Raw genomic sequence first — 17,092 nt, 5'->3', positions numbered from 1 at the left:
GCGACAAGCATAAGACGATCCGGTGTGAAGGTTGCTTTTTAACCTTCTTGCCGATTGGCTTAGACCAAAGAGCCCCTAGGCGCTGGAGCTTGCCAATAAAAAAGCGGGCGAGCGGAATGTTCCGCTCGCTTTTATTTGCGAAACAGATTATTAGCATGAGCAAACAAACGATGTTATACTTTCCGTAGTATTTCATTATTAATTAGGAGGTCAATATAAAAATGGCTATTTCACATGTAACAGATCAAAACTTCACGACTGAAACAGGCTCAGGCCTTGTTCTTGTAGATTTTTGGGCACCATGGTGCGGACCTTGTAAAATGATCGCTCCTGTATTAGAGGAACTTGACCTAGATATGGGCGATAAAGTAAAAATTACGAAGCTTGATGTCGATGAGAATCCTCAAACAGCTGCTAATTTCGGCGTTATGAGCATTCCAACATTACTTGTTTTCAAAGATGGTGAAGTTGTCGATAAAGTGGTCGGCTTCCAACCAAAAGATGCTCTAGCAGGCGTGTTACAAAAGCACGTTTAAGAATTTACGACCCTAGCCAGAATATCCTGGCTAGGGTTTTTATTTTTTTACAGGAGTCTCCACTTTCCTTTATGGTGCGATTGTTTTAAAATTTTAAAGATAGATAAAGAAAACGAACGGAGTGGAGTGGCCGGAATGAATGAAATGATTAAGCAAAAACTGACACTGCTGCCTGACCAGCCTGGCTGCTACTTAATGAAAGACCGTCAGGGAACAATCATCTATGTCGGGAAAGCTAAAATACTAAAGAACCGTGTCCGGTCCTATTTTACAGGGTCGCACGACGGGAAAACGCTAAGGCTTGTCCAAGAGATTGAAGACTTTGAATACATCGTCACTTCCTCAAATATTGAAGCCTTAATACTAGAATTAAATTTAATAAAAAAATATGATCCGAAATATAATGTCATGCTGCGGGATGACAAGACCTATCCATTTATTAAACTGACGGCAGAAAGACACCCGAAATTAATCATCACTCGAAAAGTAAAAAAAGATAAAGGTAAATATTTCGGTCCCTATCCAAACGTTTTTGCAGCAAATGAAACAAAAAAGCTGCTGGATCGAATTTATCCGCTTCGCAAATGTGCGACACTTCCTGACCGGGTATGCCTCTATTATCATTTAGGGCAGTGCCTTGCACCATGTGTCAATGAAGTAACTGAACAACAATATAAAGAAATGACCGATGAAATTACCCGCTTTTTAAACGGGGGTTATAAGGAAATAAAAAAAGAATTAACCGAAAAAATGACGGTGGCGGCAGAAGAGTTAGATTTTGAGAGGGCAAAGGATTTTAGAGATAAAATCGTCCATATTGAGACGATTATGGAAAAACAGAAAATTACAATGACAGACTTTACGGATCGAGACGTGTTTGGCTATGCGGTCGATAAAGGCTGGATGTGCGTACAGGTCTTCTTTGTACGACAGGGAAAGCTAATTGAACGTGACGTATCCATGTTCCCAATTTACAATGAACCAGAGGAAGAAATCCTCACATTTTTGGGTCAGTTTTATCAAAAAACAAACCACTTTAAACCGAAGGAAATTCTCATTCAAGACGAAGTGGACTTAAATATGGCGGAGCAGCTTCTTGAGGTAAAAGTGTTACAGCCGCAGCGAGGGCAAAAAAAGGATCTTGTAAAAATGGCCATTAAAAATGCCAAAATTGCCTTGAATGAAAAGTTCTCTCTGATTGAAAAAGATGAAGAACGAACAATTAAGGCAGTGGAGAACCTGGGGGAACTCCTCGGAATTTATACACCGCACCGCATCGAGGCTTTCGATAATTCCAATATTCAAGGAACCGACCCGGTTTCGGCGATGGTTGTTTTTACAGATGGGAAAGCAAACAAACGAGAATACCGGAAATATAAGATTAAATCAGTCATAGGGCCCGATGATTATGAGTCAATGAGGGAAGTTACCCGAAGAAGATATTCACGGGCACTTAAAGAAGAACTGCCACTGCCCGATTTAATTATAATTGATGGCGGAAAGGGGCATGTAGAAGCCGTACGTGATGTATTAGAAAATGAATTAGGCTTGGATATTCCTCTTTCAGGTCTTGTAAAGGATGAAAAACATCGAACCTCTCAATTACTGTATGGCAACCCATTAGAAATTGTCCCATTAGAGCGAAACAGCCAGGAGTTTTATTTGCTGCAAAGAATTCAAGATGAGGTTCACCGCTTTGCGATTACCTTCCATCGGCAGATCCGTGGAAAAAGTGCCTTCCAATCCTTACTCGATGATATACCAGGAATTGGCGAGAAGCGAAAAAAATTATTGTTAAAGCAGTTTGGCTCCGTGAAAAAAATGAAAGAAGCTGGCATCGAAGAGTTTAGGGCGATTGGAATTCCTAAGGATGTTGCTGAAGAATTACTCAAAAAACTTCAGTCATAAGGATTGTCAGCTGAAAACTATCATGCTATAATAAGTGAAAATTTAATTTACTATCACTTTTACGTACTAAAGTGAAGGTAGAGGTGCGAGCTTCAAGAGTAAAGGTTCTGAGAAGGATGAGCTTCCATGATGAACCTTGAAAGGGGATGTTCGCCGAAGTGGAGAAAGTCTCATTTCTTTCTTTGCTGGTCCTGTATTGAATAAATACTGGATTGTCAAGACGAATGGTCTTGGAGAGCTATCTTATCTTGTAGGCGCAAGTTTTTTTTGTGTTTATTAAGCAATGAGATACCCTCTCATTGCTTTTTTATTTTTTTGGCTGTGTCGAACTTGCTTGTTGATTTCCGCCCAGGCGCGAGCGGTTCGCGGGCAGTTCGGGGAGCCTCCTCGGCGTTGAAGCGCCTGCGGGGTCTCCCCTGTTCCGTACTCCCGCAGGAGTCTTGCGCCTTCCGCTCCAATCAACAAGGTTTCAAAATCAACATTCACCTTTAACACAACCAATTATAGGGAAAACTATAGCAATCACTTGAAAGTAGGGGAAAACGAACATGGGGCTTATTGTACAAAAATTCGGAGGTACTTCTGTCGGAAGTGTGGATAGAATTTTAAATGTAGCAGAATGTGTGAGAGAAGAAACCAAAAGAGGAAATAAGGTAGTTGTCGTCGTTTCTGCAATGGGCAAATCGACAGATCAGCTTGTTAACTTAGCAAAGGAAATTTCCGATCAGCCAAATAAGCGGGAAATGGATATGCTGCTTACGACTGGGGAGCAGGTGACTATTGCGTTATTGAGCATAGCTTTAAATCAAAAAGGTCTTGAGGCTGTTTCCTATACAGGATGGCAGGCAGGAATTGTTACCGAGCCTGTACATGGAAATGCAAGGATTTCAAAAATCAATACACAATCAATCGAAACGCGGCTAAATGAGGGGAAAGTCGTAATTGTTGCCGGTTTCCAAGGGATTACTGAGGATGGCGAGATCACTACTCTGGGCCGAGGTGGATCTGACACAACAGCTGTGGCGTTAGCTGCCGCTTTAAAAGCCGATAAGTGTGATATTTATACCGATGTAACCGGGGTATTCACAACAGATCCTAGATATGTGAAAAAGGCTCGTAAATTATTATCCGTTTCCTATGATGAAATGCTCGAACTTGCTAATTTAGGGGCAGGAGTGCTGCATCCAAGAGCAGTGGAGTTTGCAAAGAACTACAATGTACGCTTAGAAGTTCGCTCAAGTATGGAAAAAATTGAAGGTACAGTCATTGAGGGGGAAGCAACAATGGAACAAAATTTAGTTGTCCGCGGGGTCGCATTCGAAGATGAGATTACGAAAGTAACCGTGTTAGGTCTTAAGAATTCATTAACGAGTTTATCTACTATTTTTACCACACTTGCTCAGAATCACATCAACGTAGATATCATTATTCAAAGTACAACAGAGGCTGGTACAGCCAATCTGTCATTCTCGCTCCATACCAATGATTGGGTTGAAACATTAAAGGTTTTAGAGAACAATAAGTCCGTTCTTGGCTATGAGCAACTTGATGCAGAAAATAAATTAGCAAAAGTATCGATTGTTGGTTCGGGCATGATTTCCAATCCAGGTGTGGCGGCGAAAATGTTTGCCGTTCTTGCTGAGAACAACATCGCTATTAAAATGGTCAGCACCTCTGAGATCAAAGTATCAGCAGTGGTAGAAGAGAAAAATATGCTAAAAGCAGTAGAAGTACTGCACGATGCTTTTGAACTAGGGAAAAACTAAAAAAGAGAGTCAGGCACTTTCAATGACAGTACCTGACTCTATTTTATATTTGATCTTTTTTGTCCCATTTAACCGTGAAGTGGATAATGTTGGATTTTTTTGCTGGGTGTTCAAATGTTTCGGCGATAGCTTCTTTTTGCAACTCGATTTGCTGGGCAAGGAATCCAGCTTCTAACTGAAAAAAGTTTTCTGCTTTTGATTTGACACGTGATACTAGTAGTGGACTAGCAAGTTCAAACTCAATTTGATTTTTACTTTCATGTTTGATGTTAAGTTGGCCCCAAGAGGCATTGATAAAAAATTCAACTAGTTGATCATAATCGGATAATGGAAATTTTCGTGCAAGCCTTTTTCCGGCCCAATATAAAATTTCGGGAGTATCTTTTCCTAAAATCTCAGGTAAAAGGATTTCTCTGACTAGTTCATAACCGAAAATGGATATGTTTCTAGGTTCATCAGTCTGGATCTGACGCTCAACGACGATACTATCTTTCACTTGTTTCCCCTCTTTCTACCATTCTATTATATACAAACTGTGTTACAATTCAGTAGCGTTTTTATAAAATAGTGCTAACATTTTGAAGGGATTTTTTGTTATTTTGCAATATCATAACTTATTTACCATCATAATTATCATTTCCTAAAAATAATAATTTCCAACCGTAAGATGTTGGTAATTTTTATGTGAGAATCTAGGTTATTTATCAAATAAAACCAAGCTATAAATGAATGCGCTTACATTCTATTATAATATCAATATATTTTAAAAATTTTATATTTTAACCAAAGATTTATGTATCCGGTTTCTTGACGCTCTAGGATGATGGGAGTAAAATGGACATGTCACATTATTGTCACAATGGTGCTAGGTTACATATTCTTTAAAGGAAAAAAAGAAAAGGGCTTAACATCATTTTTACAAATTAAAAGGGGGTAAATGTATGGCGAGTAATCGAGAGTTTTTCAATCGGAGATTGCATTCATTGCTTGGGGTTATTCCTATTGGGATATTCCTTATGCAGCACCTGGTAGTCAATCATTATGCAACAGTGGGAGTTGAATCCTTCAACAAAGCTGCAAACTTTATGGGGAATCTTCCTTTCCGCTACGTCCTTGAGACTGTTATTATTTATTTACCATTGTTATTTCATGCAATATATGGGCTTTATATTGCTTTTACAGCGAAAAATAACACTAGCAGATTTGGATTCTTCAGAAACTGGATGTTTTTGCTCCAACGTATTACTGGTGTCATCACGCTGATCTTTATCGCTTGGCATATCTGGGAGACACGTGTAGCTTCAGCGTTTGGACATGAAGTTAATTTTCAAATGATGCAAGATATTCTATCTTCACCATTTATGTTTGGCTTTTACATTGTGGGGATTATCTCAGCTATTTTCCACTTTGCGAATGGATTATGGTCATTCTTGGTTAGCTGGGGTATCACTGTATCCCCACGTTCACAAGTCATTACTACATACGTGACAATCGTGATTTTCTTAGCACTATCTTACATTGGAATTTCTACTTTATTAGCGTTTGTTTAATAATTCACATTTAAAATTGTTCGGATAAAAATTTTTGGATTTTGGATTAAGGGAGTGAGTCAGATGAGTAAGGGTAAAGTGGTCATTGTCGGCGGCGGATTAGCTGGCTTGATGGCAACAATTAAGGTTGCAGAATCAGGAACTCCAGTAGAATTGTTTTCTCTAGTTCCCGTTAAACGCTCTCACTCTGTTTGTGCCCAAGGCGGTATTAATGGAGCAGTAAATACAAAAGGTGAAGGTGACTCCCCATGGATTCACTTTGACGATACCATTTATGGCGGAGATTTCTTAGCGAACCAGCCGCCAGTTAAAGCAATGTGCGATGCGGCACCTGGAATCATTAATTTATTTGACCGGATGGGTGTTATGTTTAACCGGACTCCTGAAGGGCTTTTAGACTTCCGTCGTTTTGGTGGTACACAGCACCACCGTACAGCTTTTGCTGGTGCTACAACTGGTCAGCAATTACTTTATGCATTGGATGAGCAGGTCCGCCGCCATGAAGTGGACGGATTAGTAACAAAGTACGAAGGCTGGGAGTTCTTAGGAACTGTTATCGATGACGAAGGCACTTGCCGCGGTATTGTTGCACAAGACCTAAAAACAATGGAAATTCGCTCATTCGCTGCTGATGCTGTCATTATGGCATCTGGAGGCCCTGGAATTATTTTTGGAAAATCAACAAACTCGGTTATTAACACTGGCTCTGCTGCGTCAATTGTTTATCAGCAAGGTGCTTATTATGCGAACGGTGAAATGATTCAAATCCATCCTACAGCCATTCCTGGGGACGACAAGCTTCGCCTTATGAGTGAATCTGCTCGTGGAGAAGGCGGACGTATTTGGACTTACAAAGATGGTAAGCCATGGTACTTCCTTGAAGAAAAATATCCTGCGTATGGAAACCTTGTGCCTCGTGATATTGCGACACGTGAAATCTTTGATGTCTGTGTAAATCAAAAACTCGGCGTCAACGGCGAAAATATGGTATTCCTTGATCTATCCCATAAGGATCCGCATGAATTAGATGTTAAACTTGGTGGAATTATCGAGATTTATGAAAAATTCATGGGTGATAATCCACGTAAAGTTCCAATGAAAATTTTCCCAGCTGTTCACTATTCAATGGGCGGACTATGGGTTGATTATGATCAAATGACAAATATTAAAGGTCTCTTTGCTGCCGGGGAATGTGATTATTCACAGCACGGTGCCAACCGTTTAGGAGCAAACTCCTTGCTTTCAGCAGTATTCGGCGGAATGGTTGCAGGACCAAATGCAGTTAAATATATCAATGGACTTGAAAAGAGCTCCGATGCAGTTTCTTCCTCTGTCTTTGACCGCCATGTGAAAGAGCAGGAAGAAAAGTGGAACTCCATCATGTCCTTAAGTGGAACTGAAAATGCTTACGTTCTTCATAAAGAACTAGGTGAATGGATGACAGATAATGTAACGGTTGTTCGTTACAATGATAGGCTGTTAAAAACAGATGAAAAGATCCAAGAGCTATTAGAGCGTTATCAAAATATTAATATTAACGATACTTCAAAATGGAGCAACCAAGGTGCAGCCTTCACACGTCAATTACAAAATATGCTGCAAATGGCTCGCGTTATTACAATTGGTGCTTACAATCGTAATGAAAGCCGTGGAGCGCATTACAAGCCTGATTTCCCAGAGCGTAATGATGAGGAATTCATGAAAACGACGATGGCTAAATTTGTTGATTCTAAGTCTGCTCCTGCTTTCCATTATGAGGACATCGATGTATCCTTAATTAAGCCGCGGAAGCGCGATTACACAACAAAACACTAAAGAAAGGGGAGTAGGAAAAAATGTCTGAAAAGAAAGTAGTCAAATTTATTATCCAACGTCAGGATAGCGAAAATGCTGCACCGTATGAGGAGACCTTTGAAGTTCCTTATCGTCCGAATATGAATGTTATTTCCGCACTGATGGAAATTCGTAAAAATCCTGTAAATACAAATGGACAAGCTACTACCCCAATTACTTGGGATATGAACTGTTTAGAGGAAGTTTGTGGTGCTTGTTCCATGATTATCAATGGAAAGCCGCGCCAATCTTGTTCCGCGCTCGTTGATCAATTAGAACAGCCAATCCGCTTAGCGCCAATGCGCACATTCCCGGTTGTCCGTGACCTTCAGGTTGATCGTAGCCGTATGTTTGATGCGTTAAAGAAAGTTAAAGCATGGATTCCTATCGATGGAACATATGACCTAGGACCTGGTCCACGTATGCCGGAGAATAAGCGCCAGTGGGCATACGAACTTTCTAAATGTATGACATGCGGTGTTTGCCTAGAGGCATGCCCGAATGTTAACAGCAAATCAAACTTTATTGGTGCCCAGCCATTATCACAGGTTCGGCTCTTTAACGCCCATCCAACAGGGGCAATGAATAAGGCAGAGCGTCTAGAAGCGATAATGGGTGATGGTGGACTTGTAAACTGTGGTAACTCGCAAAACTGCGTTCAATCATGTCCGAAAGGTATTCCATTGACTACCTCTATTGCAGCATTGAATCGTGATACAACGATCCAATCATTTAGAAGATTCTTTGGAAGCGACCATCAATAATATTGCAATGAACCTTCTTTTCTATTATGGGAAGAAGGTTTTTTGGTTTTTTAAATTGAATTCCTTAATATACTTATATCCAAGACTAAAATGCCGAATATAAAAGGTAGGTATATAAAGTGAAAGCAAAGTTTCCGCTACTAATCATTTTTATCGGTCTCATTCTTTTAGGAATTGGCGGTTGGCAATATATAAATGGAAAATACCAAACGGGGGCATCGCTAAAAGAAGCTAAAAAGATGGTGCTAGAGCAGCCTGATAATAATGCTGAAGCAGCTCGAAAAAATTATACTCCACCAAAGGTAGGAGATACGGCAGGCCTTTTGGTCATTCCTAAAATTAAAGCGGAGCTGGCGATTGTGGAAGGCACAGACCCTGATGATTTAGAGAAGGGTGTCGGACATTATAAAGGCTCTTTTTATCCGAGCGATAACGGGCAAATTGTTTTATCCGGACACAGAGACACGGTTTTCCGCCGATTAGGTGATTTGAAAATTGGCGACACCTTAAAGATGCAAATGCCATATGGCAACTATACCTATGAAATTACCCATACAAAAATTGTTAAGTCAGATGATACCAGCATAATCACTCTCCAGCACGAGAAGGAAGAATTGATCCTGACGACATGTTATCCGTTCAGGTATGTTGGGAATGCTCCTAAACGGTATATAATTTACGCAAAACTAAGGTAAAATCATAAATTTGTATTTTTATTTTCCTTTAAAGAAATATAGTCACTCCATACGCCCTATGCACATATGATATGGTGACTAAATATATACCCACCCCCGGTGCATAACTGGCGAAGGCAAGGAGGGTCACATTACTTGAAGGAGAATGATTATACTCACAAGCCATTACTCACCAAACGCGAAAGAGAAGTATTCGAACTGTTAGTACAGGACAAAACCACTAAGGAAATCGCTGGTGAACTTTTTATAAGCGAAAAAACGGTTCGGAACCATATTTCGAATGCCATGCAAAAGCTTGGTGTAAAGGGGCGTTCACAAGCTGTTGTAGAGCTCCTTCGAATGGGAGAGCTAGAACTTTAAAAATGACCGGCATCCGTAATGGAGGCCGGTTCATTATTTATTAGAAAATGAAAATCATTGGTCTCATAATGATTACAACTTGAAATTTTTTTAAAAAAAGTAGAAAATAAGTACAAGCATTAAAACGTTATTATGTTATGTAAATGTAAATATATAGAATCCTGTCTTGAGGAGAAGCTTTTTTATAGGAGTGTATGATAATGAAACTCGAAAATACCGAAAAAATAAACGGGGAAATTGTCGCCAATATCGAAAAGGATTTACGTTATATATCTGGAATCATTAAACAAAAAGGGAGAGAAATGCTTAGCAATTATAAAATAACTCCCCCGCAATTTGTTGCCTTACAATGGTTGTTTGAAGATGGGGACATGACCATCGGTGACCTATCGAATAAAATGTATCTGGCTTGCAGCACCACTACAGATCTCGTTGACCGCATGGAGAAAAATCTCCTTGTTGAACGGGTCAAAGATCCAAGCGATCGCCGCGTTGTCCGAATTCATTTGCTTGAAGAAGGCAAAAGAATTATCGATGAAGTGATTAAAAAGCGTCAAGTGTATTTGGAAGACGTACTAGTTGATTTCTCGAACGAAGAAATTCAATTCCTTCACAAAAGCTTGATAAAACTGCATCAGGAAATGCGTTAAAAGAGGCGAGAAATTTGAAACAACCAATTGGTGTCATTGATTCTGGAGTGGGAGGCTTAACCGTAGCCAAAGAGGTCATGAGGCAGCTTCCTAATGAAAAAATCATCTATTTGGGGGATACTGCCCGCTGCCCATATGGTCCTCGGACAACCAGAGAGGTAAAAAGATTCACGTGGGAATTGACCACCTTTTTATTACAAAAAAATATTAAAATGCTTGTTATCGCTTGTAATACCGCAACCGCTGCCGCTCTTGATGAAATTCGTAAGGAATTATCGATTCCGGTTCTAGGTGTCATTAATCCTGGAGCTCGTGCTGCCATCAAGAGAACGAAAAATTACCGGGTTGGCATTATCGGTACAGAGGGGACGGTCCGAAGTGGGGCATATGAAAAAGCACTAAAATCACTGAACAGCCGACTTTTTGTGACCAGTCAGGCTTGCCCAAAATTTGTCCCTCTTGTTGAGAGTAGTGAGTTTGACGGACCCATCGCGGAAAAAATAATCGATGAGGCCTTAAAACCGCTTCAGAATCAACAATTAGACACGTTAATATTAGGGTGCACCCATTACCCTTTGCTTGAACCACTCATTAAAAATGTGATGGGTGACAGTGTAAGTGTGATTAGTTCAGGCGATGAAACTGCAAGGGAGATAAGTGCAATTCTACAATATAACGGCTTGCTAGAAACGAGTGAGGAAGAACCAGAGCATGAATTTTGCACAACTGGTTCAAGGCGGATTTTTTCAAAAATTGCTTCGCAATGGCTGGGAATCCCAATAACCGAAGTGAAAAAAATCAAACTTTAGGGTTCTCAATTAGAGAACTCTATTTTTTTATGAAAAATTTTTAATAGATGTTCTATTTTTCTGCCCTAAGACGGTCTAATTTTTTCCTAGGCTCGTATACATATTAGTACAAACAGTCTTAGGGGGGAATTTATTTGTTTAAAAATAAAGCAAAGATACTTGGAATAACTGTGCTCACTTCAACTGTGCTGCTTTCCGGCTGCGGCTTGTTTGGCGGAGAAACACAAAAGAAAATTGATCCGCCAAAAACAACAACGGTTGTGGATAAAAAAGAAGCTAAGGAAACAACCGCTGCTAAGAAGGAAAATGCGAAAAATACTGTTCAAACAGAATTATATTTAATTGATAAAAATGGCTATGTCGTACCGCAAACACTAGCGCTTCCAAAAGAACCAGGAGTGGCCAAGCTGGCGCTTGAATATTTAGTCGTTAACGGTCCTGTAACTGACATGCTGCCTAATGATTTCCGGGCTGTCATTCCTGAGGACACAGATATTTCAGTTAATATTGATAAAGACGGCGTCGCAACGGTTAATTTTTCAAAAGAATTTAAGAATTATAAGGCTGAAGATGAAATGAAGATTCTTCAATCAGTCACTTGGACACTAACTCAATTTGACAATGTTAAATCCGTTGCGCTTAAGATGAATGGGACCCCACTTACAAAAATGCCTGTAAAAGGAACTCCGATCAGTGAGCATCTTTCTAGAGCATCAGGCATTAATATTGATACAACAGATGTAGTAGATATTACTAACACCAAACCAGTAACTGTCTATTACATTGGCGGGGAAGAAGGTTCTTATTACTACGTTCCGGTTACTCGCCGTGTTAGCAATAAGGAAAAGAATAATATTGTTGCAGTTGTGAATGAATTGATCCAAGGCCCTAGCGAAAAATCCAACCTTGTTTCTGAATTTATGTCTGATGTGAAGCTTCTAGAGGATCCTAAAAATGTCAATGGTCAGGTTACCTTAAACTTCAATGAAAATATTTACGGCAGCTTTGAAGAAAAAGAAATTTCACAATCACTATTAAATGCGCTCGTTCTTTCCTTAACAGAACAAAAGAATATTCAAAAAGTAGCCATCCAAGTTAAAGGCAAGGCAGAATTAAAAAATGATAAAGGCAAAAAATTATCTGAACCGGTAACTCGTCCAGAAAAAGTCAATACAGGTAGTTTTTAAAAAATAATTTTTGTTATACTATATAGTGACAATGAAAGAGGTTGGCTTTTAGGCCGCCTCTTCTTTATTTGGTATAGTAGTAAATGAAGGAGGCGTTTATTATGCGTGTTGATGGCAGGGAGCCATTACAGCTTAGGCCGATACATATTGAAACAAACTATTTAATGCATCCAGAAGGTTCTGTTCTTATCTCTGTTGGCAATACAAAGGTGATTTGTACGGCCAGCATCGAAGATCGTGTACCACCCTTTATGAGAGGCGAAGGGAAGGGCTGGATTACCGCCGAATACTCGATGCTCCCAAGAGCAACGGAAACAAGAAACATCAGGGAGTCTTCTAAAGGAAAGGTTTCCGGACGGACGATGGAAATACAGCGGTTAATTGGAAGGGCACTGCGTGCGGTAGTTGACCTCCATGCACTGGGAGAAAAAACAGTCTGGATTGATTGTGATGTCATTCAGGCGGACGGTGGTACCCGAACTGCCTCAATTACAGGTGCATTTGTTGCGATGGCACATGCCTTGAATGCTTTATCCGAGAAAAAGTCTTCCTCAAAGTTCGCGATTACCGATTTTTTAGCGGCCACGAGTGTAGGAATTTTACAGGGCGAAAAAACTGTACTCGACTTAAACTATGCTGAAGATTCCAAGGCACATGTCGATATGAATGTCGTAATGACAGGCAACGGTGAGTTTGTGGAATTACAAGGGACTGGCGAGGAATCGACTTTTTCTTATGAACAGCTACAAGGCTTGCTGGGTGCAGCGCAAGAAGGTCTAATGGAACTGTTTGAACACCAAAAAGCGGCACTCGGAGAAGAGATTACGAAGAAAATTGAAAGTCGGAGAAAAAAATAGACCGATTTATTGAGCGGCTTTTATTTCGCAGATAAAGTATGTTTTTTCGCAGATAAAATGTCTAGTTCCGCAGATAAAGTGGAAATTTTCGCAGATAAGCAATGCTGAGTTTGAATCAATAATGATAATTTTATTGTTAAAGAGGAGATTTAGATGAAAGAAGTTATAATAGCTACTAAAAATCCAGGAAAAGCAAAAGAATTTGAGCATATTTTTGCCCCTAGGGGGATTGTGGTACGGACGCTACTTGATTTTCCAGAAATCCCTGAGGTCGAAGAAACCGGATCAACTTTTGAGGAAAATGCTATTTTGAAAGCGGAGGCAGTTTCGCAGGCATTAAATAAAATGGTCATTGGCGACGATTCTGGCTTAATAGTGGATGCCCTAGAAGGACGGCCAGGAATCTACTCCGCACGCTATGCGGGTGAGCCAAAGAATGATCAGAACAATACGAACAAAGTGCTTTCCGAATTAAAAGGTGTACCAGAAGCTGAGCGAACAGCCCGCTTTTATTGTGCTTTAGCTGTTGCGGTTCCAGGGCAAGAAACCTTTACAGTGTCTGGCACTTGTGAAGGTCGTATTTTAGAAGAGAAGCGAGGTACGAATGGATTTGGCTATGATCCGGTTTTTTATGTGCCTGAAAAGGGTCTGGCTATGGCTGAGCTATCTTCTGATGAAAAAAATAGTCTTAGTCACCGAGCTAACGCATTGAAGAAACTAGATGCCGTGCTTGATAGTATTTTAGAAAGACCTGACAAGTGATGAGCAGGGTGTTAATTGTATCCGATAGTCATGGTTTGACGAAGGAGCTTGGAGTGTTACGGGAAAGACATATAAATGAGGTAGACTTGCTAATTCATTGCGGTGATTCACAATTAATGCCTGATGATAAATCCATTTCCGGGTATTTGACCGTAATGGGAAACTGTGATTTTAGCGGCGGGTACCCATTAGATACGACCACGGAGGTTGCAGGGAGGAAATTTTTTATCACTCATGGACATCGGTATTCTGTGAAGACTTCCTTGATGAACTTGAAGTATAAGGCACAAGAAGTTAATGCCGATATCGTTTGTTTTGGGCACTCACACGTATTAGGGGCCGAAGTGATTGACGGAACCTTATTCTTAAACCCAGGCAGCGTCCGACTCCCTCGAGAGCGATTGGAAAAAACATATGTTATCCTAGATTTATTGGATGATAAAATTAAAATGTCCGTGTTTGAATTAAGCGGTCGGCAGTTAGTGGATCTATCCAGGGAATTTAATTTGCCGAAAAAATGACTATCATGCCGTTCATAGTGCCCGTGCTGGGGGGAAGGATCTCCCGTGGTCACTATGGGCAGCTCATAATGCCCGTGAACCAGAAAAAGAGGTTCCACGGGCATTAAACAAATTTATTTATTTTAAAATAAAAAAATAAACAAAACCTGTTGACTTTTAGATATTAGGATAATATAATAAATCTTGTCTTTGATAATTAAATACGTCCCAGTAGCTCAGCAGGATAGAGCAACGGCCTTCAAGTAAATTAGGAGCCTTTATAGGGAAACAAGAACCTATAAAGTGGACGACACTATATCGGTGAAGCCTTAACAGATAATGCTGATGGTAATACCGAGGAAACTTACGCCTTTCCGAAGGAAAAGAAATTCTGAATGACTGACAATTGTTAGTGGTAAGAATTTTGAAAAATAATCTTTTAAGATTATCGTGAGGTTCCGTAGAGACTACACGTGTCGCACCTGAAATGGTGAAGATATAGTCCAGACTACAAACAACGTTTGTTGGTGACGAAAGTCATAGTGGTAAGCTAAGCCGTCGGTCGGGAGTTCGAATCTCTCCTGGGACGCCATACTACATACCAAAATATCGCTATATATAAGCCTTCTAGGACGCCAAATGAAACGGTCAGTGCATCGGTCAAATCCGAAAACGACTCGAAATTAGGCGTATGCTAGGAGGATTTTTTTATGTCGAAAAAGAAAAACGTTTTAACCATCACGGAGGACCTGAGCGATTTATTTATCGAGCGGCCATCGCATAGGAAACCGGAGCCCAATCGATTAACCATCGAAAAGGCTCTCACAACGATTACTCGCCAAATGGAGATCAGTGGAAATCGTCCACGAACTATTAGCGATTATTCTGTCTACGTGCATCATTTCACTGAAACAATGGGCGTTACCTATCTGAACGAAATTACGGCGGATGCCATTTATGAATGGTTGGCCGCAATGGACGTAAGTAATCAAACTAAGTTAACTCGCCTAAAATGTTTGAAGGCGTTTTTGTCACGCTGTTTTAGTAATGGATGGATTGATACGCAGTTTTGGAAACCAATTACAATTCGAGTCGATAGTAACGTTAAGGAAGGCGCCACAGAGCGTGAAATTCGAACGTTATTGTCCTTGCTAGACTTAGGTGACTTCGTACAATTACGAGACGCTACAGCTGCTCTATTGATGTTTAAAACGGGGATACGAATAAATACAATAGTTCACCTGGAGAATAGGCATATAGACTTTAACGAAAAATTACTAAGACTTGATGGTGCTATCATGAAAAATCACGATCAGTTACTACTACCATTTGATGATACACTGCACCGATTAATAAGAGTACTAGTGCGTCAGAATGATGCGATAAGACAAGAATACGGTGTAGTAAATAATTACGTATTTATTACGAAACAAGGCGGAGTCATATCCAATAGCCCAACGCATAATAACATACAGAAGCGATTAAATAAGTATTCTAAAGAATTTGGATTACGCAATATTAATCCGCATGCTCTCAGACGTGGATTTGCAAAATCTCTGCTAAATAAGGGAGCAAACATCGCTGAAATATCTAAGGCGTTAGGTCATAGTAACCTCGCTGTTACAACGCAATACCTACACCTAGATAAAGAAGAAGTTGCGGAGAACTTACGTAAATATTTATAACGATAACCAGTGCGTCACCTTTATGGTTGGCGTTCTTTTTTATGAAAAGCGAAAAACCACCCTTAGCTTAGAAGGATGATTTTCAATCCAGAGGAGGAATTCTGGAAGTCCTGTATTAATATTGTGGTTTAATAATCTCTTTATATACAAACAGAACTTTTGTTCGTATATAATAGTAACAAAGGAGATGATTCGAAATGGCGTTACGTGATCGTGGTATGACGAAATGGCAAGCCGCTTTTCAGTTGCCAGAATTGGCGAAGACTCAGCGTGACTTTTGGCGGGATACTGAACGGATGAGGAAGCCGATTATCGACGAGCATGAGGCGGAGGAGTTTGACTTGCGGATAGCTTACGCAATGGAATACGGCCACAATATAAAGCTGACGATATGGGAGGACGGATACACTTCGGAGATAACTGGTCGGATACACTTCGTCGATCCATTGACTAAGGAACTGCGGATAGAAGTAAGTGACGGAGAGTTTGAGCGGGTGGCATTTGATAGTGTTGTCGGAGTGAAGGTCGTTAATTAAGCGGACATTACGAATTGCGTCAACCTTACGTGGTTGGCGTTTTTTTTCTTATTCAACTAAATGGCAGTTTAGTTTAAGAAGGGATATTAATGACTTTAGACTAATATTGATTTTTAGATACATATTGAAGGGGTGTATGAGTGTGGAGGATATAATTAATGCAATAAACCACTGGATACAAGCATTACCAAAGAAATACAACTCTATGTCAGATACAGAAATATCAAATCGCCCATTACCAAATAAATGGTCTAAAAAAGAGATATTAGGACATCTTTGTGACTCTGCAATAAATAATATTGAGAGGTTTGTAAAAATTCAATATACGGAACAACCTTATGTCATCCAATCGTATAATCAAGAACAATGGGTAGCAGTTCAGAATTATCAAGAAAGACCGCTTGATGAAATACTGACTCTTTTTCAAATCCTTAATAAGCAAGTGATAAATATCATTATGAATATTCCTGCCGAGAAATTAACCTATCTTTGTGATATTGGGAATACCCAAAAAACATTACAATGGCTTATACAGGACTACCTTAACCATATGGAGCATCATATTAGCAAGCAAATCTTAATTATGGGAAACGACTAAATCTTAATTTAATTGAACTAACGGGGCATTACAGGAGCAACAGTAATGCTTTTTTCTTCTTCAAGTAACGGTAGCAGGTTAGTTTAACAACAATCA

Annotated in this window: 18 protein-coding genes and 1 riboswitch; of the genes, 17 read left to right on the top strand and 1 reads right to left on the bottom strand. The window is 39.9% G+C overall.

Annotated elements, in window-relative coordinates:
• Positions 1-221 precede the first annotated feature (221 nt).
• The 3 genes from trxA (at position 222) to ABES02_RS19605 (ending at position 4,210) form a co-directional block, all read left to right on the top strand.
• Positions 222-536, top strand: a complete 315-nt coding sequence (gene trxA, locus ABES02_RS19615) for a thioredoxin (protein ID WP_430138639.1) — start codon at positions 222-224, stop codon at positions 534-536.
• 135 nt (positions 537-671) lie between these two features.
• On the top strand, positions 672-2,444 hold the full coding sequence (gene uvrC, locus ABES02_RS19610; protein ID WP_430138636.1) for an excinuclease ABC subunit UvrC: 1,773 nt from the start codon (positions 672-674) through the stop codon (positions 2,442-2,444).
• Positions 2,445-2,514: 70 nt separating this feature from the next.
• A riboswitch (Lysine riboswitch) is annotated at positions 2,515-2,693 on the top strand.
• 299 nt (positions 2,694-2,992) lie between these two features.
• Positions 2,993-4,210: an aspartate kinase gene (locus ABES02_RS19605; RefSeq protein ID WP_430138633.1), complete on the top strand. Its 1,218-nt coding sequence runs from the start codon at positions 2,993-2,995 to the stop codon at positions 4,208-4,210.
• A 43-nt stretch (positions 4,211-4,253) separates the two neighbouring features.
• Here the strand turns inward: ABES02_RS19605 and ABES02_RS19600 are convergent, their stop codons facing one another.
• A complete protein-coding gene (locus ABES02_RS19600; RefSeq protein WP_430138631.1) occupies positions 4,254-4,706 on the bottom strand; it encodes a YslB family protein in 453 nt (150 codons plus the stop codon).
• Between the two features lie 445 nt (positions 4,707-5,151).
• Here ABES02_RS19600 and ABES02_RS19595 point away from each other — a divergent pair, with 445 nt between their 5' ends.
• The 14 genes from ABES02_RS19595 (at position 5,152) to ABES02_RS19530 (ending at position 16,996) form a co-directional block, all read left to right on the top strand.
• A complete protein-coding gene (locus tag ABES02_RS19595; RefSeq protein ID WP_430138628.1) occupies positions 5,152-5,760 on the top strand; it encodes a succinate dehydrogenase cytochrome b558 subunit in 609 nt (202 codons plus the stop codon).
• Positions 5,761-5,823: 63 nt separating this feature from the next.
• Complete coding sequence (gene sdhA / locus ABES02_RS19590; RefSeq protein WP_430138626.1) at positions 5,824-7,575, top strand: succinate dehydrogenase flavoprotein subunit; 1,752 nt, start codon at positions 5,824-5,826, stop codon at positions 7,573-7,575.
• A gap of 20 nt (positions 7,576-7,595) precedes the next feature.
• A complete protein-coding gene (gene sdhB, locus ABES02_RS19585; RefSeq protein ID WP_430138624.1) occupies positions 7,596-8,357 on the top strand; it encodes a succinate dehydrogenase iron-sulfur subunit in 762 nt (253 codons plus the stop codon).
• 119 nt (positions 8,358-8,476) lie between these two features.
• On the top strand, positions 8,477-9,052 hold the full coding sequence (locus ABES02_RS19580; RefSeq protein WP_430138621.1) for a class D sortase: 576 nt from the start codon (positions 8,477-8,479) through the stop codon (positions 9,050-9,052).
• A 135-nt stretch (positions 9,053-9,187) separates the two neighbouring features.
• Complete coding sequence (gene gerE / locus ABES02_RS19575) at positions 9,188-9,412, top strand: spore germination transcription factor GerE (protein ID WP_026572264.1); 225 nt, start codon at positions 9,188-9,190, stop codon at positions 9,410-9,412.
• Between the two features lie 200 nt (positions 9,413-9,612).
• Positions 9,613-10,062, top strand: coding sequence for a MarR family winged helix-turn-helix transcriptional regulator (locus ABES02_RS19570; RefSeq protein WP_430138618.1), 450 nt, complete (start codon positions 9,613-9,615; stop codon positions 10,060-10,062).
• A 14-nt stretch (positions 10,063-10,076) separates the two neighbouring features.
• A complete protein-coding gene (gene racE / locus ABES02_RS19565) occupies positions 10,077-10,871 on the top strand; it encodes a glutamate racemase (RefSeq protein WP_430138616.1) in 795 nt (264 codons plus the stop codon).
• A gap of 134 nt (positions 10,872-11,005) precedes the next feature.
• Positions 11,006-12,058, top strand: coding sequence for a GerMN domain-containing protein (locus tag ABES02_RS19560; protein ID WP_430138613.1), 1,053 nt, complete (start codon positions 11,006-11,008; stop codon positions 12,056-12,058).
• Between the two features lie 101 nt (positions 12,059-12,159).
• Positions 12,160-12,915: a ribonuclease PH gene (rph, locus tag ABES02_RS19555; protein WP_430138610.1), complete on the top strand. Its 756-nt coding sequence runs from the start codon at positions 12,160-12,162 to the stop codon at positions 12,913-12,915.
• Between the two features lie 153 nt (positions 12,916-13,068).
• Complete coding sequence (locus tag ABES02_RS19550; protein ID WP_430138608.1) at positions 13,069-13,677, top strand: XTP/dITP diphosphatase; 609 nt, start codon at positions 13,069-13,071, stop codon at positions 13,675-13,677.
• Positions 13,677-14,198, top strand: a complete 522-nt coding sequence (locus ABES02_RS19545) for a metallophosphoesterase family protein (RefSeq protein ID WP_430138605.1) — start codon at positions 13,677-13,679, stop codon at positions 14,196-14,198. Before ABES02_RS19550 ends, ABES02_RS19545 begins: the two co-directional genes overlap by 1 nt.
• Positions 14,199-14,887: 689 nt before the next feature.
• A complete protein-coding gene (locus ABES02_RS19540) occupies positions 14,888-15,862 on the top strand; it encodes a tyrosine-type recombinase/integrase (RefSeq protein WP_430138602.1) in 975 nt (324 codons plus the stop codon).
• 197 nt (positions 15,863-16,059) lie between these two features.
• A complete protein-coding gene (locus ABES02_RS19535; protein WP_430138599.1) occupies positions 16,060-16,398 on the top strand; it encodes a YolD-like family protein in 339 nt (112 codons plus the stop codon).
• A 142-nt stretch (positions 16,399-16,540) separates the two neighbouring features.
• A complete protein-coding gene (locus tag ABES02_RS19530; protein WP_430138597.1) occupies positions 16,541-16,996 on the top strand; it encodes a DinB family protein in 456 nt (151 codons plus the stop codon).
• Positions 16,997-17,092 lie beyond the last annotated feature (96 nt).

Source organism: Neobacillus pocheonensis, assembly GCF_050477905.1.
In the GTDB taxonomy this organism is placed as follows: domain Bacteria; phylum Bacillota; class Bacilli; order Bacillales; family Cytobacillaceae; genus Neobacillus; species Neobacillus pocheonensis_A.
The sequence above is the reverse complement of the archived record's forward strand: the minus strand, read 5'-3'. Positions and strand labels throughout refer to the sequence as shown.